A 24,314-nucleotide genomic window follows, 5' to 3' on the forward strand; every position below is an offset into this window, starting at 1 on the left:
TTCTTTGGAGGTTCTTATGTCAAAACTCAAATTTTTCATAACCATTCTTTTCATATCGGCCTTGTTTTTTGTTGGTAGTGGACAACAAGTAGAAGTAAATGCCTTTTCATCTCAAGTTATCCAAAGGGGTGCAACAGGGGAAGATGTCATCGAGTTACAATCGAGGTTAAAGTACATCGGATTCTATACAAGCAAAGTGGATGGTGTATTTGGATACAATACATATTGGGCCGTACGAATATTCCAGGATGAGTTCGGCTTGCCCGTGGATGGAGTCGTCGGCCCCAAAACAAAAGAAAAATTAGTCAAAGCCACTGTTTATGATAAGGGAGATTCAACAGGGGGAGGTAGTTCCAATGTTCCGAATGGCTTCTCTCAAAACGATATACAATTAATGGCCAATGCCGTATACGGTGAGTCACGAGGTGAATCATACACCGGTCAAGTAGCAGTCGCGGCGGTAATCCTTAACCGTGTAAGGAGTGCCTCATTCCCAAACACCGTCGCTGGAGTGATCTATGAGCCCGGGGCATTTACTGCTGTGGCTGATGGACAAATCAACCTGACTCCGAATGAAACAGCAAAAAAAGCGGTGCTCGACGCAGTCAATGGATGGGACCCAAGTGATGGGGCAATCTATTATTTCAATCCTGATACGGCAACTAGCAGCTGGATTTGGAGTCGTCCACAAATCAAGCAAATTGGGAAACATATTTTCTGTAAGTAGGTACGAGGAATTGACATTTAATCCTAAGCAGAGCAAGGGTGACACCCTATCCATACTATTGAAAAGACAATCCTCAGGAAAAATTCCTTATAGGTTGTCTTTTTTACTATTTGAAAAAGGAGATTGAATGACGATGAAGAAGTGGTACTGTAAAGCCCTGTTAGCACTGTCATTGTTATCCCTGGGGGGCTGTCTGAATAATGGGGACAATGGTAAACAAGGAGATGAAGAGGCGGTGAAAGAGACAATGAATTCGTCGATCAAAGTGGATCCGGAACTTGACCTGTCAAGCGGGGAGAATGTATCCATCATTATAGAATTCAAGACCAAACCTGCAAAGATAGCTGTTTTGGAAGCAGAAGCGCAAGGAGTGGAGCTGACTCTGGAATCAGCCAAAGAAAAAGTTGAACATAGTCATCAGGAGTTTGAAAAAGAGCTGCAAGCCTTTTTAGAAGGGAACGAAGTGGAGTATCGAATCACACATCGTTATAAGACAGCTTTTAATGGGGTGTCAATGGAATTGCCGGCGAAAGAAATTAAGCGCTTAATGGGATCTTCTATTATTTCCAGGATTTATCGTAACAAGGAAATTCAGCTCGACCCACCAATCCAGCCTTCAAATCAATTGTAAAAAGGAAAGCCATACAGGCGTCGTTTTTTTATTAATAAAAGGAGATAGGAATCAAAACACTTTTTCAACATAACAACCATGACAATCTCAAGTTGGGAAAAAAGAACAGGCGAAAAGACCTGGGTATTTGTTCTTTATAGGGTCGTTATGTGGACAAAAGATTCGATATGAAAGAATGAAAGGGGGAAATTACTTTAAGTGGGACGAAAATGCAAGAATGAAAGTAGGAGTAAAGTCACGATCCGCTGATTCTTATGCCAGTAGAAAACCCCAATTTCATCCCGATTATTTATTAGTATAATATTAGTAGAACGTATACCGCTATAAAAAAAGATAAAGCGATAGGCCTGTTTTCGAGACGGAAGATTTTCTACTAATTCACCACGGGGGGTAAATAATGAATATTGGGGCATTTATTAAATACTATCGGATCTATAAAGGCATGACCCAGAAGCAAGTGGGGGAAGGGATTTGTACTCCAGGCCATATTAGTAAAATTGAAAGTGGGCACTTACAGATTACGAAAGATAAAATCGATCTGTTCAATCATCGGTTAAATATTAATATTGAGAAAGAGCTAAAAACATATAAAAAATTACAATTAGATTTAGAATTGTGGCATGATGTCATGATCAAGCAGGTAAATGGGAAGGTCGAGTTATTGAAGGAGACCATTGAACAAAATCCATTAATCCAGATCGAAACCTTGAACGGTACATATAAGATATTGAAAGCAAGATACTTTATGATGAAAGGTAAGCTAAAGGATGCTGGATTCTATTTAAGTCAGTTCTCTAATAAGCGTCTATCCTTTCATATGTCCGATTATGACTTTCAGCTGTACTATCATATAAAGGGGATGTACGAGCTTGAGAAAGGGAATCCCCAATCTGCTGTTATGTTTTTGGAAAGAATAGACCGGGATATCTACTCCAATCCTGAATCATACTTTCATCTATCCGTTGGCTATCATGAGTTAGGGCAGTATGACAGGTCCTTGCGATATAGTCAGCGGGCCTTGAATTATTTCAAAGAAACATTTAATTTCACAAGATGTATTGATGCTGCTACGATTCAGTTGATTGCGGAAAGCAAAAATGGAGAGGAAGGTCTCGAAGCAATAGTAGAGAAATATGATGAGTTGATTCAGCATTGTGATAACCTGCATGATCACGGAAGAAAAGCCATTCTTTATCTGAATTTAGGTGGGGTGTATCGGGACTTGATGCAGGATAGAAAGGCACGGGATGCCTATCAGGTCGCATATGGACTATTGAAACATGAGGCACCCACAGAAGACTATGTCAGAATTCTTTTTGGTTATATTGAGAGTTCCATGGATGTAGAGGGACCGGCACTTGAAAAATTGGAAACTTTGATAGAGGAAGGACTCCGTTATGCAACCGCCAATAAAGATTCCTGCAAAGAGTGTCTATTTACGATGCTTGGTATCAGGGTTCATGAAGGAGAAGAAGCATATTATCAATATATGGAGAATGTCATCATCCCATTGTTGAAGGAAGAAGGGCAATACTCCGAGTGTAATTACTATATTCAAAAGCTCTACAATGGGAAAATGGTTAATGAAAAAGAATGCGTTAACAGCTAAGCACAATACCCTGTAAAGGAGAGATAGGATGGAAAACCCGGATCGATTAATCTCGTCATTCGATGAGGTGGTCTTAAGTGATTATAAAATGCCGATCATCTGTATCTATCAAAGTCCGAAAGATTATCAAGGCATGTTTGTAGCAAGACTATTCGATGTGAATCAGCCGACCCATAACATTTTGATGAGACCAACTTTAGAAGCGGTCAGAAGTGAAATCCCGGAACGATTCTCCGTTGTACCGAAAGCTCAAGGTGAAGATGGCAGCATTGTCGAAACGTGGATATGACTCTCGTAAAAAAGCTTCATTTCTCTCTGAGAGAAATGAAGCTTTTTACGTGTTTTTATTAGCGTTCGGATAGAATTTATCTTCGATTTCTTTATATTCCCTGAAGTGGCCGGTGAGGCGTGCAAGCTTATGAACCTCTTGAAGAAGAAAGGTTTTATCTAATTCGTAAATGACCTCTCTTTCGATATGATCGATGGTATTGCAGGCGAATGCCCAAAGATCTTTGTGCTTCGAAGGTTGAATGGATTCTGCTAAAAGAGCCAGTGCACGTACGATTTCCGTGATGATTAAATGATTGTCTTTGGCATAGTGACGAATATAGCCGAATCCCCGATACAGATAATAATCAAATGGTTCAGATTGAAGGATGACGCGTATTCTGTCTTCCTGGTCGATCAAATAGGGTGTGAAGGTTAATTGATCCTCCACTGTCAGCATCAGATCGGCCATCTGGTCGATTGTGTTCGAAGCCGTTTTGGGATCGTCATTCCCCAGGGATTTAATCGCCACCTCTGCAAGTTTATGGATTCCCATCTGCAGGTCTTGGATTTCTGTCTCTTTATGGCCCATTTCAATGAATTGCAGGTATGAATCAGTGAAGATATTTTCTGTTTCCGGCCCCCATAAGCTCAGAACTTCATTCCCGGCAAGTACATAATCGCCCACTTTATAATGAAGCTGTAGGACAAGATTCTCTTTCTGTGCGAGTTGAATCATTCCCTGGAAATCAACTAATTGAATATAGCCGGAGTGATTAGCCTTCACATGAAGAATGTTCTTTTTCTCTTCCTCCATGATGTCCCCATCTTCAGTGGTGCGATGTGCTTCTAAATCTTTCTTCAGTGTCTGATGGATCATCACTTCAGAAACCTGTTTCATATTGTACGTGATATTATGGACCTGCATCCATGTAGACGCATGGTTAATGAAAAAGATGAAAGTGATGGCTGATAAAAAGGCAAGGGCGATCGTCATCATGGGTGCAGCAACGAACATCTCCTTCTTTGAACTGCCTATAAACAAAAAGAGAAGGAGGACATAAACAAAACTGCCATTAAATATACCGAGGGCGTGCTGCGTCTGCCTGTCCGAAATGAAATCCAAGAGCATCCTTGGCGAAAATTGTCCACTGAACGTCGTCAACACGACTAAGAGGGAATTAAGCGTGAAGGCACTGAGCGTCAGAACGCCACCAATGAGGGTGCTCACAAGGATTCTGGTGACGGAGGCATCCATGCTTAATAGATCAAACGTATACTGTGAGATTTCCAATGAGAGATCCAAGTAAAGGGTGATGGCTACCAGCAGTACGGCAAGACATATGTATAAAAAAGGCATATACCATATGGTCAGCCGGATTTCATGCATGCGCTGTCGTTTTGACATGAGCAAATATTTCCGGATGGAAAGAGGAAGCATTTTTTTAATCATGATTGAAACGGTTCCTTTCTAGTAATTGGATATGGGTTAGTTTTCCCTGCCAGTATAGGTTAAAACCTGAATTTCAAAAATAGATTCATAGAGGGTGCATGTTTCAAAGGAAATCACAGTAAACCCATGTGAAATTAGGTTGTCTGACAAATTAGAAAGAATTTTTTAAAAATACCGAAAATGGTATTGACGGAGGAATGAATCACCTATATAATCCAATTCATACTCAAATATCAAGTCGAAACGTAACGTTATATCTCTTATCAAGAGCGGCGGAGGGATAGGCCCGATGAAGCCCGGCAACCTGCAGGATCAGTCTGTAAAGGTGCCAATTCCTACAGATTCCATGTGAATCTGGAAGATAAGGGGAGGAGCATACACACTAAGCCCTCTTCTTACAAGAAGAGGGCTTTTCTTTATACCCTCATTCTTTCCACCATGCCCGGTGGATCTTCAGAAAGAAGCGATATGATACAAACGACAAAAAGGAGGCTGAAAGATGTCAGCGATAAATGTGGCGATACTGGGCTTTGGAACTGTCGGTCAAGGGGTATGTGAAGCCATTGATACTCACCAGGAGAGGTTGAAGGAAGCACTAGGTAAAGAGGTGAAAGTGAGGGCGATTCTAATCAAGGACCCGGTAAAACAAAGGGAAATAGATCCGTCCATTAAGGTCACAACAGAATTCAAGGATATTCTCGACATACCGGATCTTCATGTGATTTTTGAAGCGATTGTAGGAGAAGAACCGGGATACACGTATTTATCGAAAGCGGTGGAGAAGGGAATTCACATCGTCACGGCCAATAAAGCCATGTTTGCTAAATTCGGCCCCGACCTTATGGAGAAAGCAACACGCCACAGTGTATCTGTTGGTTTCGAAGCGACAACAGCCGGAGGGATCCCGGTCATCGGCACAATCCGCCAGCTCCTGAAGGTAAATGAAATCAAAAGCATTCAAGGTATATTGAATGGGACTTCCAACTTCATTTTGTCCCAAATGAGAAAAAAGGGTCTTTCTTTTGAAACCGCTCTAAAGCAGTCACAAGAAAAGGGGTACGCAGAGGCGGATCCGACGAGCGACATCGAAGGATATGATGCCTTTTATAAATTGCTGATTTTGAGTCAGACCGCTTTTGGCAGACAGCCAGATTGGAAGGATATCAAACGCAAGGGGATTACACACTTGACGGCAGAATGGCTCCAGGCAGCCGAGTCCTTCCGATTGCGGTTTAAACACGTAGGTTCATTGGAACGTGACGGATTCAACCGGATCAAAGGTGAAGTCGAGCCAGTCCTCGTCCATGACACCCATCCTTTCTACGGGGTGGAGGATGTGGAAAATGCGATTTCATTAAAAGGGAGTCTGGTAGGAAGAATCACACTACTTGGCCCAGGCGCCGGTAAATGTCCAACAGGAAGTGCCATGGTGGAGGATTTTCTTTCACTGATTCAAGGAAAATACACGGCTTCTCCTGAAAGTACAGTACACATTGAAGAGGTTCTGGAAGATCGCACAGGCCAATGGGTCTTACGTGTACCTGCAAATGAAGACTATCAAAGGTGGATTCCATTGTTCACACTAAAAGACCGCATTCAGCTTGGTGTTTTCCTGTATGTCTTTGTAGAAGGCAGGAAAGAGGACATAGAATCAGTTCTTACATCACAGGAACAGATCCAGGCAGTGTCCATCCTGGACGAAATCCCACTTGAAAATGCAGTGAAAGAAGGGATTGCGGTTTCCTGACGGTTTTATGAAAAAGCAACAGATCTGATAGAAAGTAGGGGGATCACTTGAGTATCGTCGTTCAGAAATTTGGTGGAACCTCTGTAGGTTCTGCGGATCGAATTAAACGGGTAGCAGGTTATGCGTTGAAGGAAAAGGAGAAAGGGCATGACGTGGTGGTGGTTGTATCGGCCATGGATAAAACGACGGACGCCCTTGTAAAGCTTGCGGGTGAATTGTCTGATGTTCCCCGGAAAAGGGAAATGGATATGCTCCTTTCAACAGGGGAGCAGGTCACGATTTCCCTTCTGACAATGGCCCTCCAGCATAAAGGGGTGGAGGCAGTATCCCTGACCGGCAGGCAGGCTGGGATCCGGACAGACGCGGTGTTCGGCAATGCCAAGATCACTTCCATAGAAACAGGGAGAATCAAAGAGGAATTATCAGCCGGACGGATTGTCGTGGTCGCCGGATTCCAAGGAGTTACAGAGGATGGTGAGCTCACTACGCTTGGAAGGGGTGGTTCAGATACAACCGCAGCCGCCCTTGCTTCCGCACTAAAAGCGGATCGATGTGACATTTACACGGATGTGGACGGGGTGTATACCTCAGATCCGAGAGTGGTCCCAAGGGCTGCTAAAATCGACGGTTTATCGTATAATGACATGCTTCGTTTTGCCACGATGGGAGCCAATGTCCTGCACCCGAGAGCGATTAAGCACGCAAAGGAACATCTTGTCCCTTTAATCGTCCGTTCAAGTTTAAAGGAGGGGCGGGGTTCCGTTATCAGTGCTAAAGCTCAAAAGAATGGAAGCATAGTCGGTGTGGCGCTCCAGAAAGGTATTTCAGTCCTTACCATCCATGGGTGTGATGGAGGGGAATCCTTGATTCTGTATGATCTTGATTCTCACCATATCGAAACAGAGAGGATCAAGCATAGAGAAGACCTGGCACTGATCATAAAAGATGAGGATGTCCATGCAGTGAAGAAAATCGTCAGCGGCTATAGCGGGGCATATTCTCATTTTGAAATAGTGGAAGATCTATCGAAAGTATGCGTGATTGGAAGTATCCAATCTTCCGGGGAAGTAAAAGAAAAGGTCACCAATGTTTTTCATGATTATCATATCGGGAAAGTATCGGTCTGGGAATCATCGGTTGGTCTAAGTGCCCTTGTCGATCGCGGTGACGTTGAAAAAGCAGCAAGGATACTCCACATGCACTTTGGTCTGGATTATATTGAATCCAAAAGGGCGATATTATAAAAGGAAAAGTGTATAGTCCTGTCTATACACTTTTTTCCTTTATGGATTGATGGACACAGGCGTCCCGACAGGAACGATCTTCGAGAGCTCTTCCACGTCTTTGTTATACATCCTTATACATCCTTTGGAGACTGCATTCCCGATGGAAGAAGGGTTGTTTGTACCATGGATTCCATAGCTTTCCTTCGATAAACTCATCCACATCGTCCCAAATGGCCCCCCTGGATTCGGGGCTTTATTGATGATGATGAAATCCCCGATGGGCGTTTCGAACAGGACTCTTCCCACAGCGATGGGATACTGCTTTATCTCAACCCCATCTTTGAAAAGACGGAGGGTGCGATTGTTAACAGAGACTTCTATTCTATAAGGATTGCCGGTAGTATCGGGGATACCGGGAATGGTGATCGTTTGTCCTGGATAAATTTGATCCGGATTGATGCCCGGATTGGCAGTAAGGATGGCAGCAAGCGGAGTCCTGTAGTCCCTTGATATTTGTCCCAGTGTTTCTCCTGTTTTCACCGTATGAATCAACAGGGGTCACCTCCTGTTTCACTTTCACTTCATACTATGTGCAGGTAAGGAAATTAGTGAGAAGCGGAAAATAAAGGATGTTTTCGCAAAGATTGTTGCTATTCGGATCCAAACTAAGATTTACGATGCTCTGTCATTTAGGTTGTGGTGATGGAGGGTGAAGGGAACTGCTCCGCTTTCCACGGACGTTCGGCCGAGCCTCCTCAGCAAAAACCGCTTCCGGGGTCTCGACACGCCCGTTTTCCGTAGGAGTCTACGCAGTTCCCTTCACCCTCTAACGTAGTAAGTGGTGACAGAGCAAAATGGTTTGTGACCATCCGTTTAAAAAGAGTAAAGGGCAATGAAATAAAATCAGTCACGGCAACGAATGAAAAAGCAGTGACATACGTAATCTCCACATTTCCTTTGTGATAGTCAAACTTTTCGTCAGTTTATTCTCGCTGCAGGTGCTCGACTCCTGTGGGAAACGCTGGACAGCACGAAATGCGGAGGCGGCTCGTTCAGCCCCGACAAGCATAAGGTGAATGGGATAAGAAGGCGTTCTTTTGCCTTCTTGGACCATTTAGCTTATGACCTCGAGGGGCTAGCCGCCGTAGCTGGACAGGTGAGACCCCGCAGGCAAAAAGCCGAGGAGGCTCACCGCCAGCCCCACGGAAAGCGAGCACCTGTAGCGGAAATCAATAGCCACTCGCTACATCTAAAAGCAACAATGTATAAGAAAACGGCCAAAATAAAAACGCCTGCATTCTGGGGCAGGCGTTATGAATGTTATTGAGGAAGGTTCTGCTGTGGAACTTCCGTATAGCTTTGCAGCATGAGGGTCATATCCTGGTCATTCAGTTGAGGGACCTGATAGTATCCATGCTTGTTCTGATAAAGGAAAATTTCATAGCTCATTTCAATGAAATTCGGCACACTGTCCGCTACAACCCGTCGCAATACAGGATTTGTCATTTCGAGAGCCGTCATGGCAAGGAGAGTGGCTAATGATTTGGTCTGTCCGAGCATATACGCAGACAAGCCCTTGTCTGAAAGGTCATTCACGGACTGATTGGGCTTTTTAGGAGCACCAGGTTTGATGCCGTAAGTGGCAGTGTGGGATTGGTTCATTTTGTATTGCTGAGTCGGCACTTGTGGATCATGCCCCGTTGAAAAGCTTCCTACGATTGAATTATACATAGTCGTTACAAATGCGGTCTGCCGTTTTACGATATCTTTTAACTCAGGGTCCTGAATATGCTGATCATACATTTGATACTGATCGAGCATGCTGATGATTCCTGCGATGATTTCATGGGCATCGAACAACTCATGTCCCCCATGATCTTTACTTTGGGCGTTCATCATGTTCGGTGGCATCCCCGGTCCGGGTTGGTTCATTGGCTGCTGTTGATTTTGCACAGATGTTCTCCTCCTATGGTAAATAGTATCGTTGATTAGAATAACCGGAATGACTATATTTATTCCGAAATAGATTTAATACTTCCGGACTTGTCCGAATACAATGGGAAGAAGTCGATTTGAAGGTGGTCGAACATGAGTATCTTTATTAGTTATATTGTGTTGGGTTTATCCCTTTCAGCACCGATGGGTCCGATCAATGCAGCTCAGTTGGACAAGGGGATCCGATTCGGTTTCCTCCATGCCTGGCTAGTCGGGGTTGGGGGGATGGTGGCGGACGGAATCTTTATGCTCCTGATTTATTTTGGGATTGCTCAATTCATCGATATCCCGATCATCAAACTTTTTTTATGGATATTTGGATTTTTTATTCTGACATACACGGGGATTGAAAGCCTTCTAAAGTCCGGAGACCTTGAGGCTTTTGCTGGAAAAAATAAAAGTGAGACAAAAGGAAAGGCCTTTCGTACAGGATTTTTTATGGCGATATCCAACCCGATGAGCATTTTGTTTTGGCTCGGGATCTATGGTTCCATCCTTGCTAAGACGTCAAGCTCTTACGAATCGTGGCAGGTCCTAGTGTACAGTATGGGCATTTTTCTAGGTATCACCATTTGGGATGTGACGATGGCCGGTGTCGCAACGGGGGCGAGGAAGCTTGTAAGTCCGGGGATCCTGCGCTTCATTTCCATTGTTTCCGGGATTGTTTTGATGGGCTTCGGCATTTATTTCGGCGTGGAAGCCTGCAGGTTATTATTCGGCTAGACAGACACCCAGACGGTTCCTTCCTAATAGGATACATGAGTAATCCTTAGGAGGGATCGGCTATATGTTATGTTCAAAGAGCTGGATCGATCAACATATGGAGGAGCTTACCCCGTGGCAGCAATCCGCTTACCGTCACTTCTCAGCCATGATGTTGGATGAAGAGCATCCTTATCCTTGCGTACCCGGGAAACAAGGGTTTCAATCTAATACACTTCGTTTCGGTTTTACGGGGGATCCAAGAAGTGGGGAAGCTTCGGAAACACTGGCATCTTACTTAAAACAATACGGTGAGATTTCCAGGGAGACAGGAAATTACGCTTCTCTGGTAGTGTTCTGTCATTCAGATATGACAGGGGGAAATCTGTCGGTTGAAACATATGAGCAGGTTTTTTGGAATCTGTTGAACCGTGTCCACCAAATGGACGAAAAGCCTTGGCCGGATCACATCGGTAAGGATCCCCATGATCATACGTGGGAGTTTTGCTTTGATGGAGAACCTTATTTCGCCTTCTGTGCAACCCCTGCTCACAATGTCAGGAAAAGCCGTCATTTTCCTTATTTTCTATTGGCATTCCAGCCCAGATGGGTTTTTGATGAAATTAACTCCTCAACGGCATTTGGACAAAAATTAAAGAAAGTCATCCGAAAGCGGCTGGTGGAATATGACGATATCGAGCCTCACCCAAGTCTGAAATGGTATGGGCAGGAAGACAACTATGAATGGAAGCAATATTATCTGCGTGATGAGGATACTTCCATAAGTAAATGCCCGTTTTCACATATGCATAAAAAGATCAAGAGTTAAAGGCTCCCTTTAACTCTTTTTTCTTTTGAGAAATGCCGCACAGGCAATGAGCAGGATGAATCCGAGACTCACAAAGAACCCTATCCGGCTCACATCATCGAAGAGGGTACCACTGATGGCGAATAATATAAGGAAAAGGGCGATCAGCGTCTGAATCAGATTCCAAGCCGTTTTGCTCAAAAGTTTGAGGGAGGAGGCAAGGATAAAGATCCACGTATAAAGAAGCATCAGTCCTGCAGCTGTTGTGATGTATTCGAATAGTCTTTCGGGGAGGAGCATGGCAATCACAATCGAGATGGCAACGACTAAAGTTGTTAGTCCGAAAGCAGGAAGTGGTATGCTCCAGTTCCCTTTCCTCGAGAAAATCCGTGGCGCGTCCCCTTCCTCAGAGAGGGCGACAAGCATCGTAGTCACAGCGTACAATGACGCGACCATCGTCGAGAAACCGGCAATGATCAGAATGGAGTTGAAGACATGTGGGACCCATGGAAGGTCATATTGTTTCAGGGCTGTCAGAAATGGACTTTCATTCGGATCAATCGCTTCAGCCGGAACCATCTTCAAAACAAGATAGAAAGAAAGAACATAAAGGAAGGTTAACGTCATCAGCATGATGTTCCCCGACTTCGGGGCATCCTTTGGATCCTTCAGTTCTTTGGCCATCAGACCCATCACTTCAATTCCACCGAATCCATAAAAGGCAAATAGTAGGGCAAGCCATAACCCCTTTCCCTCGATGGGAAGTAGGGTGGAAATGGGATTCTGAAGCTCAGGGCCAGATGCTTCGTTTCCGAGCCACCCAAACATGGCGGCACCCGCTACGAGGATGAACATGACGATCGCAGCCGCCTTCATCACTCCAAAGAGATTCTCCATCTGCTCGACTCTCTTCACTCCCAATAGAATGATCACCAGACCAAGACCCGCAAATCCGGCACTTAAAATCCAAAGGGGCACTCCTGGAAACCAAAACTGGGCAAACAGTGCTAGGGCGGTTAATTGGCTCCCCATAATGAGCATCTCCGCTGACCAGTACACCCAGCCGTTACTGAACCCGGCCCATGATCCGTATGCTTTCTTGGCATAGGTACGGAATGAACCTTTTTCAGGGTGTTCTGCCGTCAGTTTGGCAAGTGCCTGGAAGACCATCCATGTACCAATACCAGCGATTAAATAGGCAAGAAGGACAGAAGACCCTGCCCGTTGAATCGGGATGGCTGAGCCAAGGAAATATCCCGTTCCGATGATACAGCCTACCCCGATGAAGGATAGCTGCCTCCACGAAAGGTTCGTTTCATTCGTACATTTACTCACATCTCTTCACCTGACCTTTATCCCCCATAGTGTGACATTCCACCGGATGAATTATGTGAATGGGACCGGAATGATTTTAATGGGAACGGAGAAAGTAAGAAAAGACTGATAATAGAGGGGGTTCTGCTGATGGTAAAGATCAATGCGAATTGTTGGAATGAACATGGGGAATTGAAAACGGTGTTGGTATGCTCGCCTTCTTCACTGGATGTTCCCGATCAACGCACGGCGGATTACGTTGGATGGGAGAAACCGGTTAACCAGGAAAAAGCGAAAGAAAATCATAAACTGATGATTCGTGCAATGGAGGATGCGGGTGTTACGGTCATCGATTACGCCAATCATCTTAAGGATGAGGACAGGCAGTTAAATGACCATCTTATCAATCGTGTTTTTGTACGAGATCTGGCATGTGTATATGGGAACACCGTGATCCCGGGTGATGCAGGAATTACCATGAGAGCTCCGGAATACGTTCACAGTCATGAGTTGTTTCAGAGGTGGTTTGATGAGAGTACCTTTTCCATACAGGACAATAACCGGTTGAAGGCGCTGGAGAATGGGGATGTATTCGTTTTGAATCGCGATACGGTTTTCATCAATACCGGGCTCCGGTCCAGCATTGAAAGTGTAGAGGTGATGAAGGGGAAAATCTTTCAAGCTGGATTTACTGAAATCGGGATCATCGACTTACCCCGTACCGGTGAAACGATGCATTTGGATATGAATTGTAATGTAGCCGGGGCAGACCTACTGATTGCCAAAAGTTATATGCGTCTTTTTCCTGTCCAGGTCGTCAATGAAAAAAGTGGACGGTATGTGATGATGGAAGACTATATCAAGCGGCATGGATTTGATGTTCTCTGGACCGGTGATGTGAAGCATACGGTGGCTGACATCAATTTTTTAAATCTGGATCCTGAAACGCTGTTGGTGAGTACGAAAGCCAATAAGAAAATATTGAAAGATCATCCGAAATTAAAAGCTAAGAAACTGATTGAGGTGGAAGTAAACGAACTTGAAAAAGGCGGTGGTGGAATCCGCTGTATGACCTTGCCATTTGAACGGAGCGAGTAAGTTCCCTTTATGAAAGCAATGAAGTGATCCATTTTGGATACTTTAGCGTTAGCTTGATTAAAGAGGAGTGGTTAAGATGAACAAGAGAGTAGAATGGTCCCTTCTGATTGGAAGGGTGGTCCTAGGGATCATCATGGTCGCACATGGAATGCAAAAAATAATGGGTATGGAGCAAACCATCGAGATGTTCGATCAAATCGGCTTACCAGCGATCATGGCCTATACAACGGCAATCATAGAGGCTGTCGGTGGATTAATGTTAATCATCGGTTTCTATGTGATTCCATCAGCTGCTGCATTGGCGGTGACCATGTTGGGAGCGATTGTACTGGTTAAATTTAAAATGGGTCTCATCGGAGGATATGAGTTTCCTTTAGTGCTATTGGCATTGTCAGTCATGCTTTCAATCACGGGAAGTGACAAGTGGTCCGTCATGAGTGCGCTCAATAAACAACGTCAGAAGGTCACCAGTTTATAATAGAAGGTTGGATGAATGAAAAAGGAGAAGGGAGTCGACACCCTTCTCCTTTTTCATTCAATTCCCTACATCATTTCCTGGGAAAAGATGTTGAAACTTGTTGTGCTTTATCAGTGTATGGCTTGAACCATCTGGAAATCACATACTTTATTTCGTCCTGTCCGTTTCGCAAGATAAAGGGCCTTATCTGCCTGCTCGAAGATTTCCTCTCCGTCCTGGGAAAGGGTATCCGGGAAAGTGGACACCCCGATTGATATCGTGATGCGGATCGATTGTTCCTCCGTAATGAAAAAGGAATGTCTTTCAACGGCTGCCCTGATCCTTTCCGCTATGACCATCCCATGACTATGGGGACAATCCAGAAGGAGGATGCTAAACTCCTCCCCTCCGTTCCTTGAAACAATATCAAAGGTCCTGGAGTGATGCTTTAACACTTTACCAAGTTCCTTCAGAACCATATCACCGGCATGATGACCGAATGTATCGTTTACGTTCTTGAAGTGGTCGATATCAATAAGGAGTAAGGATAGTTTTTCATTTCTTTCATGTGCGTGTTTCAAGGCCTCATTATAACTAACATCAAACTGTCTTACATTGTTCAGGCTCGTGAGAAAATCTTTCGTGGCGCTCTGCTCCAGTAGATGATACTGCTCATTTGATCGTTTGATCTGCTCAGCGATAAAGTATGCAATAAAGCCGACCGCAAGTGAAGTGAAGAAATGATAGGAAAAAACTTTCAGAGTTTCTGTAATCCCTATATTTTTAATTAAAGCAAAGAATACGATGAGCAAGCTTACGATGTTCATCATTTGGAGCTTATACAGATTTCCGAACCGAAGGCGGGTCATTAAGCCTGATAAAATACCGATGGAGAACATCGCTGTTCCTGCAACCACTGCCTCGGGACTTACCCCGAACATCAGGAGCCTGCCCGCTGTAATGATGAATGCTGATATCAGTGCCGGAACCCATCCGATGTATACGGCCACTGTGATGATTGCCAGATGCCTTAAATCCATCATGCTGTTATGTTTCAGTGGAATTGTAAAATTCATGAGAACGAGCCCGAGGATCCCGAAGAATACACCCATCAACAGTAGGGAAGGGAGGGGGGATCTCTGTGGATTTCGCATCACAATCCCGGCAAAATATAAAAAAGAAATAAAGACACATACATTAATGAATAACGGTTCTAACATGACCACTCCTCCCTTAAATGAAAGTTGAAGTGTGACAATATACCTATATTTATTATATCGGTTATACAGGGGGAAGGTTAACTATTTTTAACTATTAAAAATCCATAATAGAAAAAGCCGCCCAAAAGGACGGCTTCTTATCATACATCATCGTTGGAATTAATAGACTCCTACAGCATCCCATGCAGCTTTCACGGAATTGTAAGTAGAGCTTCCGCTTCCGTAAAGGTCTGCAGCTGATTGAAGAAGTGCTGCTCGTGCGTAACTGAAATTACTTGTTGGTGTTAAATAAACAGTCAGCGCACGGTAGTAGATCTTTTCTGCTTTCGCTTTACCGATGCTTGAAATCGTGTTGTAAGCTGCTTTATTAGGGATACCGGAGTTTGTATGAACGCCTCCGTTATCAGAAGATGTGTTCACATAGTTATTCATATGTTCAGGTTGTCCGTACTTGGCAGGGTTTGAAAGACTGCGCAACGCATCTCCTGAAATACCTGGTGTGTAAACATCTTCACCCATTAAATAATCACTTGGATCTAAGAAATAGCCGAATACATCAGAGAATGATTCGTTCAGTGCACCTGATTGATATTGATATTGTAATCCGGCAGTACGCTCCGTCACGGCATGAGTCAGCTCATGGGCAACGACATCCAATGCGCCTGATAGGGAAGTGAAAGTAGATCCGTCCCCGTCACCATAAACCATTTGAGATCCATTCCAGAACGCGTTATTGTAGTTGGATCCGTAATGGACAGTAGAGCGGATGGTCGCTCCGTTATTGTCGAAACTGTTGCGGTTATGTGTGTTTTTATAGTAATCATAGACTTTACCGGCATAAGCATGGGCATCTACATCAGCCGCTTGAGAATAGGCAGTCCAGGAGTTATTGCTGTCAGTGGAATAGTATCCTGGTAGGCTTGATCCATTTTGTGCCGTAAAGGTCTCAATGACACCGTTCATTGGTTTCGTCACATCATATAAGTAATAAGTACCGTTCGAAGAATAAGTATTAAGAGTTTTATAGTCATCTAAAACTCCGTAGCCGCTTCCTGTCGTAGCTGCATCAGTTACAGCATTAAAAGCTTCGACGATGGATCCATCTTTCGCATCCACATAGATTTGCCAGTTCGCTCCATAAGGCTCGATGAATTGAAGCTGTACCTTATAAGCAAGAGTGAACTTTCCATCTTTTTCATGAATCACAAGATCATTTTTCTCGGTCGTGCTTTCAACATGACTGTCTTTCTTGGCATCAATGGTAAACTGTTCCTGAGTTCCTGTCACCGTGTCCGCTTTAGAAAGGCCGATATGCTTCCAAGCAAGGTCCGTAGCTGATTTTTGATTGATTTTTGATTTTGTCTTGGTTACTTTTTTAGAAGCTTCTTTGTATAGTTGACCCGTTGTAGCCGTCACTTCATTCTTTTTATTTGTATGGACAATGAAGATGGCTCCATCAACAGGGACACCGTCCACTGATTGAGTGAATCGATAATGAGACATTCCTAGATCGTCTGTCGTTTTTTCCAGTAATGTCAGTTCAGAATGGGGGTCGATGGCGAAAAGCTCTTTATTCTCTTTCATGAACTTTTTCACATCTTGATCGTTCTTTACAATACCTTTTGATAGTTTCCCAGATAAGAAGCTAGGCCCTTTTTTATCTATGTTCATGACCTTTTGATGAATTTCCATTTTCGAAGTAATAGAATCTGAAGACTGGGCGAATGCGGACGCACCTGTAAAGGATGCGCTGAATACAAGAGAAGTACCTAGTGCTAAACTAACTAATTTCTTTTTCGACATAATTACAATTTCCCCTTTTGATCATAGATTTTGGAAATAGCTATTTCTTTTGGCCCCGGCGGCTAATTAGTAGTCTAGTAAAAAATAGGAAGATTGACAATGAAAAAAATGGTAATTTTCAGTAAATTTGAAATATTTAGTGTTCTAAAATGTCGATATAAAACAAAATTGAGGGGAATTTCTACCTTTATCTATTCCATTCGTTGAAAAATATTTTTCTAGGAATATTCCACTATTTTTTGTGCATGTAGGATCAGGAAGATTTTTATTTGAGTTTGTGGCAGGATTTGGTATAATTAATGTGAAATAATTCACAAACTAATTAGGTGAAAAGAGTTGATACTGTGGAAAATAAAATCGTCATTGCGGGGGGAACCGGTTTTATCGGCCGGTATCTTCAGAAGAAATTCAAGGAGAAGGGCTATCACGTGACCATCATTTCAAGACAGTCTCCACATGTTTCGTGGGATCGTCCCGATGACATTGTTCAGTCATTAAGTGATGCAGATATGCTCATTAATCTTGCAGGAAAATCAGTCGATTGCCGCTACAACGAAAAAAACAAAGCCGAAATTTTTCGCTCCAGGACCGAAACAACGGATCTCTTGGGGAACGCCCTCTTACAATGTCAGAATCCACCGCCTTTATGGATCAATTCCAGTACGGCAACCATCTATCGTCATGCAGAAGACCGGCCCATGACGGAAGAAGGCGGCGAGATCGGCACGGGGTTTTCTGTCGAAGTGGCCAAAGAGTGGGAGAAGGCATTCTTCTCGTTTTCACTTCCGAAAACCAGGCTCGCCGCTTTACGAATCGCCATTGTCCTTGGGCCCGATGGCGGAGTGATGACGCCTTATAAAAATCTGGTCAAATTTGGCCTTGGGGGAGTGCAGGGGCCGGGGAGTCAGAAATTCAGCTGGATTCATGTAGAAGACCTGTTCCGCGTCATCCTTTTTCTGAAGGATTCGAAGGAGTTATCCGGGGTGTTCAACTGTTCTTCTCCAAATCCTGTCACCAATCGGGAATTCATGGCACAATTAAGAAACGATATGAACAGGAAAGTCGGTCTTCCGACTCCGAAGTGGATGCTCGAAGCAGGTTCCCTGCTGATTCAAACGGAAACCGAATTGGTCTTGAAGAGCAGATGGGTCGTTCCGGAGAGATTGGAAAAATCAGGATTCGTCTTTCGATATGACACGTTGGAAAAGGCATTTGAACAAATACTCGCTAAATGAAGATAAAAGGACTTGTCACAGCGACAAGTCCTTTTCGTATCTACCGATCATTCTCCATGAAATCATAGGTTGTCCAGCAGCGGTTCATCACGATTCCTTTTTGCTCCGCATACTCATCTCCCCATTTACACATCTCAAATAAAGTGCTCTGAAGCTTCTTTCCCATCTCAGTCGTCGAGTACTCGACTTTCGGAGGGACCTCCTGGTAAACCGTCCTTGAGACGAGTCCATGCTCTTCAAGCTCCCGAAGCTGCTGGGTAAGCATTTTCTGTGTGATGTTCGGCAAGGAACGCTTCAACTCATTAAATCGCTTTACCCCTTCGTTTAAATTCCATAGTATGAGGACCTTCCATTTCCCTCCGATGACGTCAATCACGAGGTCGATGGAGCATTGATATTCCGGGTTTAGTTGTTTCATATGAGTACCTCCTGGTTTCTGTTTGGTGTTCATTTTTTATTCAGCAGGTGAATAATCAAATTGATTCAGCTGTTAAAATCCCGATGAAATTCAGCTGCTGAAAAAGAGAAGATATTCAGCAGCTGACCCCCTCTTATACAACGAACAAAGGCATCTCCCAGGTTTCCAAACGGTAACCAAGATACTAAATAGTGCCTACTTGTTTAACGAGTTTATAGTATATATTATATACCATGTAAGCAAAATAATCATAACGCTCTTAAGGAGATGAATATAATGAAGGCTCTATTATTAAAGGATAAAGGTTTATGGAAAGACATGCAGGTGGAGGAAATCGAAACGCCTTCACCGGAAAAAGGAGAACTTCTCGTGGAGGTACATGCAGTTGGGCTGAATCCGGTTGATTATAAGACAGCGACGAATGGGATGCCTGCTTGGTCCTATCCCCACATCCTCGGTTTGGATGTAGCAGGTGTGATCGCAGAAGTTGGAGAAGGAGTAACAGAATTCAAGGAGGGTGACCGTGTCGTTTATCATGGTGACTTCACGAAAAAAGGCGGATATGCTGAATACGCGATCATCACGGCACATACGGTTTCACGTATCCCGGACAGCGTTTCCTTTGAAGATGCGGCTGCTCTTCCGACGGCGGGCTATACGGCCTATCAGGCTATTCACCGTAAATTGCCCCTTGACCAGATTGATACGATTTTGATTCATGGAGGTGCAGGTGGTGTAGGCGGATTCGGTGTACAGCTTGCGAAACTTGCCGGAAAGACAGTCATATCCACTGCGTCCCGTCACAATCATGAATATGTGAAATCTCTCGGTGCCGATCATGTCATCGATTACAGAGAAGAAGACGTGAATGCAAAAGTGATGGAAATAACGGATGGCCGTGGTGTTGACGCTGTCGTGGATGCGGTAAGCAGACAGAGTGCGACCGATTCCCTTGATGCACTCGCATACATGGGTCATATGGTTTACATTGCAGGTGCCCCTGATGTCACGAAGATCAAACCTTTCACGAAAGTCGTTTCGTACCATGAGATCGCTCTTGCAGCGGCCCATCAAACGAATGATATGAAAGCGCAGGAGGATTTTGCGGTAATCGGGGATGAGATGCTTTCCCTTCTGGAGCACGGGAAGCTGGAAGCCATGCTGAAAGAGACGGTCACTCTTGACGAAGTACCTGAAGCCCTGAGCCGTTTATCCGAACGACATGTAAAAGGTAAGATTGTAGCGAAATTAAAATAATGGTAAAAAGGAGAGCCGTGATTTATGCGGCTCTCCTTTTCCCATTAAATGCTGTTGTGTCGTAAGTATTCAAGGCTTTTTCGGACGCTGTCGATGGGAGGGATCTTTGACTGGTCCTGTTCGACGATCCACCAGTCCACATCACTATGCATGCCATAGTTCAGGACAGAAGCGATGTCAACGCCACCCGATCCCAATTCAGCAAAAAAACGCTCTCCGTCCGTCGTCATATCCTTTAAATGGACAAGAGGAGCCCGACCTTGGTAACGCTTCAGCCACTCCACCGGATGCTCCCCGGCAAATGTCAGCCAGTAAATATCAAACTCGGCTTTTACCCAAAGGGGGTTCGTTTCTGAAAGAATCGTCTCAAGAGCCGTTTTCCCATTGGAAAGGGTCGTTAATTCGAAATCATGATGATGATAGCAGAGGGTAAGCCCAGCTTGAAAGCATTTGGCACCAATGGTGTTCAGATCATCGATCAAACGAAAATAATCTTCCTCTGTTCGTTCTTCAGGAGACAAGTATGGACATACGATGTAGCGGCTGCCGAGCTCAAGCTGATCGGTAATCACATCATCCAAACGGGTTCTAAGATCAGTCAGTGGGATATGACTGGAGACCGCCTGAAGTCCCAGATCATCGAGTACTTTCTTCAATTCTTTGGAAGAAAAACCTCCATAGCCCGCAAGCTCGACACCCTCATACCCCAATTCAGCCACCTTTTGCAGGGTACCTCTGAAATCCTTTTCCGCCTCGTTCCTAAGCGTATACATCTGGAGGGCAACAGGGATTTTTTTCATACCGTCACTCCTATTCTCTGGTCATGTTCGCGTTGATTTGAGAAAGCACGCTTTTATATACTTCTAATTCCTCCTCTGAAATTCCTTTAAGAATTGTCTCTTCATATAATTCCTCTATAAAAGGGGATAGCTCATTCTTGGCTGTCATTCCTTTTTCCGTGATAAAGATAAGGAAGGACCTTCTATCTTCTGTGTTTTTCTGTTTGTAGATCAGCTCTTTTCTTTCCAATATATCCAATATTCTGGTCACGGTAGGCTGATCTTTTTCTGACTTCATGGCCAGTTGTTTTTGGCTGATTCCATCTTGTTCGGCGAGCCTCTTCAAAACGGTCCACTGCTCAGGCGTCACATCGAAATCTTTCAGATTCACGGTGAGGAATCGAATGATATTTTTTACTGTGTGGCTTGTATACAAGCCAATGGTTTCATCGCGGGTCGTCTTCACGGTTTTTCACCTTCTTTTAGTCTTTTCTTTATCATACATGAAATTCGACAGATATAAAATTAATTGTCACAACAACTATATTTACAAATATACATGTTGTAGATATAATTAGTGTAACAACTAGTTGAACGAAGGAGAATGATTGTGGAACATACAACGACACAAACCATCTGGACGAGGCCATTTTATATGGCGTTACTGAATAATTTTTTTCTGTTTTTAGTGTTTTACTCACTGTTAACCATCCTACCTCTGTATGTAATCGATGAACTTCATGGAACAGAAGGGCAGGCGGGGCTTGCCACCACGGTATTCTTATTATCGGCCATACTTGTTCGTCCGTTTTCGGGAAAAATCATTGAACTGTTAGGCAAGAAAAAGACGCTGATCACCAGTGTGTTGATGTTCGGTATTTCTACTTTCATTTATTTCTGGGTAAATGATTTTTATGTTTTAATGGGGCTTCGCTTCTTCCATGGAATTTGGTTCAGTATCGGATCGACGGTCTTAGTGGCGATTGCCGCGGATATGATTCCAGCGAACAGGAAAGGGGAAGGACTTGGCTACTTTGCCATGTCGATGAATCTGGCTGTGGTGGTGGGACCATTTCTTTCATTGGCCCTCATTAGATGGATCCCGTACACCTCTTTGTTCATGGGGCTTTCATGGATCATCGTCATCGGTTTTCTCTGCTCATTCGGGATCGAGGTGTCGGAGGACGAAACGAAAGCCGGGGTATCAAAACGGTTGACACTCAAGGATTTAATGGAAGTGAAGGCGGTCCCGATTGCATTGGTGGGCTTTTTAACTTCATTTGCCTACTCCGGAATCATGTCATTTATATCCGTGTATGCCAAATCTGTCGGTCTATTTGAATCGGTCAGTTTATTTTTCGTCGTGTTTGCAGCGGCCATGCTGCTGTCGCGACCCTATACAGGTCGTTTATTCGATCGATCGGGGCCGAACTCGGTCATATATCCATCCCTTATGATTTTTGCCGTTGGATTGCTTCTATTGAGCGCCGCGCATTCGGTTTCTACATTATTGGTTGCAGGATCCCTGATCGGACTCGGTTACGGTGCTTTGCTTCCAAGTTTTCAGACCATGTCCATACAGGCTGCACCTAAAGGAAGAACAGGGCATGCAACGGCCACTTTCTTCATTTTTTATGACTTGGGGATTGCAATTGGATCGTTTGTGTTGGGGGTAGTTTCGGCGCATTTTGGGTTTTCGACCTTATATATCATTTGCTGCGGGGTGATCTTGCTTACTGTGGCAGTATATAAAATTGTGACGAAACGAAGAAGAATGGCTGTGAATCAAGGGGAGGCATTGGAGTTATAAGGTAAAGGGGGCTAACCTTACTGAGGTGAGTCCCCTTTTTGTGATCAGAGGTTAAAGTGAAGGTATGAACCTGAAACGAAACGTACACTCTAAAGGTATAGGGGAGGTGTATACCATGGCACAAGACGTACTTTGTGAAGTAAGTAACTGCAGGTACAACAGTGAAGGGAAGAAATGTTCTGCCGATCAGATTTTCGTTGTCAGTCATAAAGGGAACAAGGCACATAACAGCGAAGAAACGGATTGCAAAACATTCGAACCAGGTATGTAACATAAGAGAGGGCAACCATAGGCGTGGTTGTCTTCTTTTTATGTAGTATTGATAACAATTCTCATTATTATACAAAAAAGCTCACAATTAAATGTGAGCCTGACCAGCTTGTTCTGAGAGGGTGGTCGTCCGAAGTTGCCTATATTTTGAATAGAAAAGCCCAGTCATCACTAGGGAAAGGCAGCCGAATAGGACCGTCATGATCTTCAGTCCGACAAGATCCAGCAGGAGCCCGGTTAATAGCAGGACAACCTGAAAAATCAGCCTGTCGAGCATATTTCTGAACGAAAAGAACCGGCCGTGGAATTCTTTCGGGATCCTGGTTTGAAAAATGGTGGCAGCTGTCGGGAAGAAGCATCCGACAGAAAAGCCAAAGACTGTGAACGCAAGCACAGACATCACGGGGCTTGTGGCAAAGTAGAGGAGCATTTGCGCTATCCCGATCACAAAGCTGAAAGTGAACAGGATTTTATAGGGCGAGACCGTTTCGCCGATTTTCTTTACCGCAAATGCCCCAGTCATAAATGCAATTCCTTCCGCTGTATAAATCCACCCTTTAATGGCGGAACTGTCCTGAAGCTCACTGATATTGATGACCATCAAGTTGAAGCCACCGATAAAGAGTAGCGGGATGAGTGTCATGACAAGTGTCATGAATACGATGGGAAGACTTTTGATGACCGGAAATACTTCCTTGAATCCTGCCGCTTTTGGTTTTGTGCCCTGAGGAGTTTCCTGTTGTTTTTCATCGATTGTCAGGAACCAGGTCATGATGAACAGCGCGAGATAAGCCACCAGGGAAAGAACATACAGCATCGAGAGTGATATGATGACCAGCAGGATCCCCGCCAATGCCGTACCCAGAATCCTCGAAAGAGTGGCCACATTCATATGCACCCCGTTCATTTGCAGTAGCTCTTTTTCTTTTACTACCATGGGAATGGCAGCCTGAAGAGCAGGAAAATAAAAAGCGGCAGAAATTTGGATGCTCACCAAGAAGACGACCATCCATAGTACCGATCCTGTGTATATGGCAATCAACATGAAAACAACACTCAGCGCCCGTGTGAAACCCGATACGAGCATGACGGTTTTTTTATTCGCTTGATCCGTTATTTTGCCGGCTAAAGGTCCGACAGCAAGACCCGCGAGAAGCCCCGAAGCCAGGATGACCGACTTCAGGAAGTCAGATGGCACCTTTTCCTGCATAAACTCCAGATTTCCGATGATCCCCAGCCATAATCCAAGCCCGGCGATAAATTCTCCGATCAATAAGATCCACACATTTTTATTTTTCCACATAGTAGGTCCGTCCCTCGCAGTCGATTTCGATTTATTTCGTTACTCTAAATATACTATGGGTGGGATGGGAAGGGAATGGTTTTTTTGTGGGACTGTATTTGAACCTCCCCACCACCGGAACGAGAAAAGACACTCGTTAAATCCTATCTTTCAACAAAAATATCCCAAAACAAAAAACCCGCCAA

The 24,314-nt window shown here is 44.1% G+C and carries 24 protein-coding genes and 1 riboswitch; of the genes, 14 read left to right on the forward strand and 10 right to left on the reverse strand.

Annotated features, from left to right (window positions below; genetic code table 11):
• Positions 1 to 16 precede the first annotated feature (16 nt).
• From sleB to KYJ26_RS03905, 4 genes are all read left to right on the forward strand, one after another.
• Entirely contained in the window at positions 17 to 727 is a 711-nt protein-coding gene (gene sleB / locus KYJ26_RS03890; protein ID WP_219166074.1) for a spore cortex-lytic enzyme, read from the forward strand.
• 133 nt (positions 728 to 860) lie between these two features.
• The gene (locus KYJ26_RS03895) at positions 861 to 1,358 is read left to right on the forward strand and encodes a protease inhibitor I9 family protein (RefSeq protein WP_257474877.1); all 498 of its coding nucleotides are present in this window, start codon (positions 861 to 863) and stop codon (positions 1,356 to 1,358) included.
• Between the two features lie 397 nt (positions 1,359 to 1,755).
• Positions 1,756 to 2,967, forward strand: coding sequence for a helix-turn-helix domain-containing protein (locus KYJ26_RS03900; RefSeq protein ID WP_219166077.1), 1,212 nt, complete (start codon positions 1,756 to 1,758; stop codon positions 2,965 to 2,967).
• A 28-nt stretch (positions 2,968 to 2,995) separates the two neighbouring features.
• Complete coding sequence (locus tag KYJ26_RS03905; protein WP_219166078.1) at positions 2,996 to 3,256, forward strand: hypothetical protein; 261 nt, start codon at positions 2,996 to 2,998, stop codon at positions 3,254 to 3,256.
• A 45-nt stretch (positions 3,257 to 3,301) separates the two neighbouring features.
• Here KYJ26_RS03905 and KYJ26_RS03910 read toward each other — a convergent pair whose 3' ends face one another.
• Positions 3,302 to 4,687 carry a DUF2254 domain-containing protein gene (locus KYJ26_RS03910; protein ID WP_219166079.1) on the reverse strand — a complete coding sequence of 462 codons (1,386 nt, stop codon included), beginning with the start codon at positions 4,685 to 4,687 and terminating at the stop codon, positions 3,302 to 3,304.
• Positions 4,688 to 4,944: 257 nt separating this feature from the next.
• Positions 4,945 to 5,055, forward strand: a riboswitch (SAM riboswitch).
• A 131-nt stretch (positions 5,056 to 5,186) separates the two neighbouring features.
• Here KYJ26_RS03910 and KYJ26_RS03915 point away from each other — a divergent pair.
• Both KYJ26_RS03915 and KYJ26_RS03920 read left to right on the forward strand, forming a co-directional pair.
• A complete protein-coding gene (locus tag KYJ26_RS03915; protein ID WP_219166081.1) occupies positions 5,187 to 6,434 on the forward strand; it encodes a homoserine dehydrogenase in 1,248 nt (415 codons plus the stop codon).
• A 47-nt stretch (positions 6,435 to 6,481) separates the two neighbouring features.
• The gene (locus KYJ26_RS03920; RefSeq protein ID WP_219166082.1) at positions 6,482 to 7,678 is read left to right on the forward strand and encodes an aspartate kinase; all 1,197 of its coding nucleotides are present in this window, start codon (positions 6,482 to 6,484) and stop codon (positions 7,676 to 7,678) included.
• 39 nt (positions 7,679 to 7,717) lie between these two features.
• Here KYJ26_RS03920 and KYJ26_RS03925 read toward each other — a convergent pair whose 3' ends face one another.
• Positions 7,718 to 8,212, reverse strand: a complete 495-nt coding sequence (locus KYJ26_RS03925; RefSeq protein WP_219166084.1) for a L,D-transpeptidase family protein — start codon at positions 8,210 to 8,212, stop codon at positions 7,718 to 7,720.
• A 768-nt stretch (positions 8,213 to 8,980) separates the two neighbouring features.
• Entirely contained in the window at positions 8,981 to 9,613 is a 633-nt protein-coding gene (locus tag KYJ26_RS03930) for a spore coat protein (protein ID WP_374939749.1), read from the reverse strand.
• Positions 9,614 to 9,748: 135 nt separating this feature from the next.
• On the opposite strand from KYJ26_RS03930, the gene KYJ26_RS03935 reads away from it, so the two are divergent.
• Together KYJ26_RS03935 and KYJ26_RS03940 are read left to right on the forward strand one after the other, a co-directional pair.
• Positions 9,749 to 10,378 (forward strand): LysE family transporter, encoded by a 630-nt coding sequence (locus KYJ26_RS03935; protein ID WP_219166086.1) that lies wholly within the window; start codon positions 9,749 to 9,751, stop codon positions 10,376 to 10,378.
• 64 nt (positions 10,379 to 10,442) lie between these two features.
• Positions 10,443 to 11,186, forward strand: a complete 744-nt coding sequence (locus tag KYJ26_RS03940) for a YqcI/YcgG family protein (RefSeq protein ID WP_219166087.1) — start codon at positions 10,443 to 10,445, stop codon at positions 11,184 to 11,186.
• A 9-nt stretch (positions 11,187 to 11,195) separates the two neighbouring features.
• On the opposite strand, the gene KYJ26_RS03945 is transcribed toward KYJ26_RS03940, so the two are convergent.
• On the reverse strand, positions 11,196 to 12,500 hold the full coding sequence (locus KYJ26_RS03945; RefSeq protein ID WP_219166089.1) for an amino acid permease: 1,305 nt from the start codon (positions 12,498 to 12,500) through the stop codon (positions 11,196 to 11,198).
• Between the two features lie 129 nt (positions 12,501 to 12,629).
• On the opposite strand from KYJ26_RS03945, the gene KYJ26_RS03950 reads away from it, so the two are divergent.
• Entirely contained in the window at positions 12,630 to 13,577 is a 948-nt protein-coding gene (locus KYJ26_RS03950) for an arginine deiminase family protein (RefSeq protein ID WP_219166090.1), read from the forward strand.
• Between the two features lie 76 nt (positions 13,578 to 13,653).
• Positions 13,654 to 14,055: a DoxX family protein gene (locus tag KYJ26_RS03955; protein WP_219166091.1), complete on the forward strand. Its 402-nt coding sequence runs from the start codon at positions 13,654 to 13,656 to the stop codon at positions 14,053 to 14,055.
• Between the two features lie 110 nt (positions 14,056 to 14,165).
• Here KYJ26_RS03955 and KYJ26_RS03960 read toward each other — a convergent pair whose 3' ends face one another.
• Both KYJ26_RS03960 and KYJ26_RS03965 read right to left on the reverse strand, forming a co-directional pair.
• Entirely contained in the window at positions 14,166 to 15,254 is a 1,089-nt protein-coding gene (locus KYJ26_RS03960) for a diguanylate cyclase (protein ID WP_219166092.1), read from the reverse strand.
• Between the two features lie 159 nt (positions 15,255 to 15,413).
• On the reverse strand, positions 15,414 to 17,057 hold the full coding sequence (locus tag KYJ26_RS03965; RefSeq protein WP_219166093.1) for a M4 family metallopeptidase: 1,644 nt from the start codon (positions 17,055 to 17,057) through the stop codon (positions 15,414 to 15,416).
• Positions 17,058 to 17,401: 344 nt separating this feature from the next.
• Here KYJ26_RS03965 and KYJ26_RS03970 point away from each other — a divergent pair, with 344 nt between their 5' ends.
• On the forward strand, positions 17,402 to 18,292 hold the full coding sequence (locus KYJ26_RS03970) for a TIGR01777 family oxidoreductase (RefSeq protein WP_219166095.1): 891 nt from the start codon (positions 17,402 to 17,404) through the stop codon (positions 18,290 to 18,292).
• Positions 18,293 to 18,332: 40 nt separating this feature from the next.
• On the opposite strand, the gene KYJ26_RS03975 is transcribed toward KYJ26_RS03970, so the two are convergent.
• Positions 18,333 to 18,710 (reverse strand): winged helix-turn-helix transcriptional regulator, encoded by a 378-nt coding sequence (locus KYJ26_RS03975; RefSeq protein WP_219166096.1) that lies wholly within the window; start codon positions 18,708 to 18,710, stop codon positions 18,333 to 18,335.
• A 276-nt stretch (positions 18,711 to 18,986) separates the two neighbouring features.
• Here KYJ26_RS03975 and KYJ26_RS03980 point away from each other — a divergent pair, with 276 nt between their 5' ends.
• Positions 18,987 to 19,967, forward strand: coding sequence for a zinc-binding dehydrogenase (locus KYJ26_RS03980; protein ID WP_219166098.1), 981 nt, complete (start codon positions 18,987 to 18,989; stop codon positions 19,965 to 19,967).
• Positions 19,968 to 20,011: 44 nt separating this feature from the next.
• On the opposite strand, the gene KYJ26_RS03985 is transcribed toward KYJ26_RS03980, so the two are convergent.
• Positions 20,012 to 20,767 carry a sugar phosphate isomerase/epimerase family protein gene (locus KYJ26_RS03985; RefSeq protein ID WP_219166100.1) on the reverse strand — a complete coding sequence of 252 codons (756 nt, stop codon included), beginning with the start codon at positions 20,765 to 20,767 and terminating at the stop codon, positions 20,012 to 20,014.
• 10 nt (positions 20,768 to 20,777) lie between these two features.
• Complete coding sequence (locus KYJ26_RS03990; RefSeq protein WP_219166102.1) at positions 20,778 to 21,212, reverse strand: MarR family winged helix-turn-helix transcriptional regulator; 435 nt, start codon at positions 21,210 to 21,212, stop codon at positions 20,778 to 20,780.
• Between the two features lie 138 nt (positions 21,213 to 21,350).
• Between KYJ26_RS03990 and KYJ26_RS03995 the strand changes: the two genes are divergently transcribed.
• Positions 21,351 to 22,556 (forward strand): MFS transporter, encoded by a 1,206-nt coding sequence (locus KYJ26_RS03995; protein ID WP_219166104.1) that lies wholly within the window; start codon positions 21,351 to 21,353, stop codon positions 22,554 to 22,556.
• 115 nt (positions 22,557 to 22,671) lie between these two features.
• Positions 22,672 to 22,827, forward strand: coding sequence for a DUF1540 domain-containing protein (locus KYJ26_RS04000; protein ID WP_079532121.1), 156 nt, complete (start codon positions 22,672 to 22,674; stop codon positions 22,825 to 22,827).
• An 87-nt stretch (positions 22,828 to 22,914) separates the two neighbouring features.
• Here the strand turns inward: KYJ26_RS04000 and KYJ26_RS04005 are convergent, their stop codons facing one another.
• Positions 22,915 to 24,129, reverse strand: a complete 1,215-nt coding sequence (locus tag KYJ26_RS04005) for an MFS transporter (RefSeq protein ID WP_219166106.1) — start codon at positions 24,127 to 24,129, stop codon at positions 22,915 to 22,917.
• Positions 24,130 to 24,314 lie beyond the last annotated feature (185 nt).

The sequence above is a fragment of the Rossellomorea orangium genome, from assembly GCF_019334305.1.
GTDB lineage: Bacteria > Bacillota > Bacilli > Bacillales > Bacillaceae_B > Rossellomorea.

Excerpts from the sequence above, each read along its gene's own strand:
- KYJ26_RS03940 (WP_219166087.1), top strand. The coding sequence starts at position 10,443 with ATGTTATGTTCAAAGAGCTGGATCGATCAACATATGGAGGAGCTTACC.
- KYJ26_RS03900 (WP_219166077.1), top strand. The coding sequence starts at position 1,756 with ATGAATATTGGGGCATTTATTAAATACTATCGGATCTATAAAGGCATG.
- KYJ26_RS03950 (WP_219166090.1), top strand. The coding sequence starts at position 12,630 with ATGGTAAAGATCAATGCGAATTGTTGGAATGAACATGGGGAATTGAAA.
- KYJ26_RS03975 (WP_219166096.1), bottom strand. The coding sequence starts at position 18,710 with ATGAAACAACTAAACCCGGAATATCAATGCTCCATCGACCTCGTGATT.
- KYJ26_RS03960 (WP_219166092.1), bottom strand. The coding sequence starts at position 15,254 with ATGTTAGAACCGTTATTCATTAATGTATGTGTCTTTATTTCTTTTTTA.
- KYJ26_RS03980 (WP_219166098.1), top strand. The coding sequence starts at position 18,987 with ATGAAGGCTCTATTATTAAAGGATAAAGGTTTATGGAAAGACATGCAG.
- KYJ26_RS03895 (WP_257474877.1), top strand. The coding sequence starts at position 861 with ATGAAGAAGTGGTACTGTAAAGCCCTGTTAGCACTGTCATTGTTATCC.
- KYJ26_RS04000 (WP_079532121.1), top strand. The coding sequence starts at position 22,672 with ATGGCACAAGACGTACTTTGTGAAGTAAGTAACTGCAGGTACAACAGT.
- KYJ26_RS03955 (WP_219166091.1), top strand. The coding sequence starts at position 13,654 with ATGAACAAGAGAGTAGAATGGTCCCTTCTGATTGGAAGGGTGGTCCTA.
- KYJ26_RS03965 (WP_219166093.1), bottom strand. The coding sequence starts at position 17,057 with ATGTCGAAAAAGAAATTAGTTAGTTTAGCACTAGGTACTTCTCTTGTA.
- KYJ26_RS03995 (WP_219166104.1), top strand. The coding sequence starts at position 21,351 with ATGATTGTGGAACATACAACGACACAAACCATCTGGACGAGGCCATTT.
- sleB (WP_219166074.1), top strand. The coding sequence starts at position 17 with ATGTCAAAACTCAAATTTTTCATAACCATTCTTTTCATATCGGCCTTG.
- KYJ26_RS03905 (WP_219166078.1), top strand. The coding sequence starts at position 2,996 with ATGGAAAACCCGGATCGATTAATCTCGTCATTCGATGAGGTGGTCTTA.
- KYJ26_RS03935 (WP_219166086.1), top strand. The coding sequence starts at position 9,749 with ATGAGTATCTTTATTAGTTATATTGTGTTGGGTTTATCCCTTTCAGCA.
- KYJ26_RS03910 (WP_219166079.1), bottom strand. The coding sequence starts at position 4,687 with ATGATTAAAAAAATGCTTCCTCTTTCCATCCGGAAATATTTGCTCATG.
- KYJ26_RS04005 (WP_219166106.1), bottom strand. The coding sequence starts at position 24,129 with ATGTGGAAAAATAAAAATGTGTGGATCTTATTGATCGGAGAATTTATC.
- KYJ26_RS03985 (WP_219166100.1), bottom strand. The coding sequence starts at position 20,767 with ATGAAAAAAATCCCTGTTGCCCTCCAGATGTATACGCTTAGGAACGAG.
- KYJ26_RS03915 (WP_219166081.1), top strand. The coding sequence starts at position 5,187 with ATGTCAGCGATAAATGTGGCGATACTGGGCTTTGGAACTGTCGGTCAA.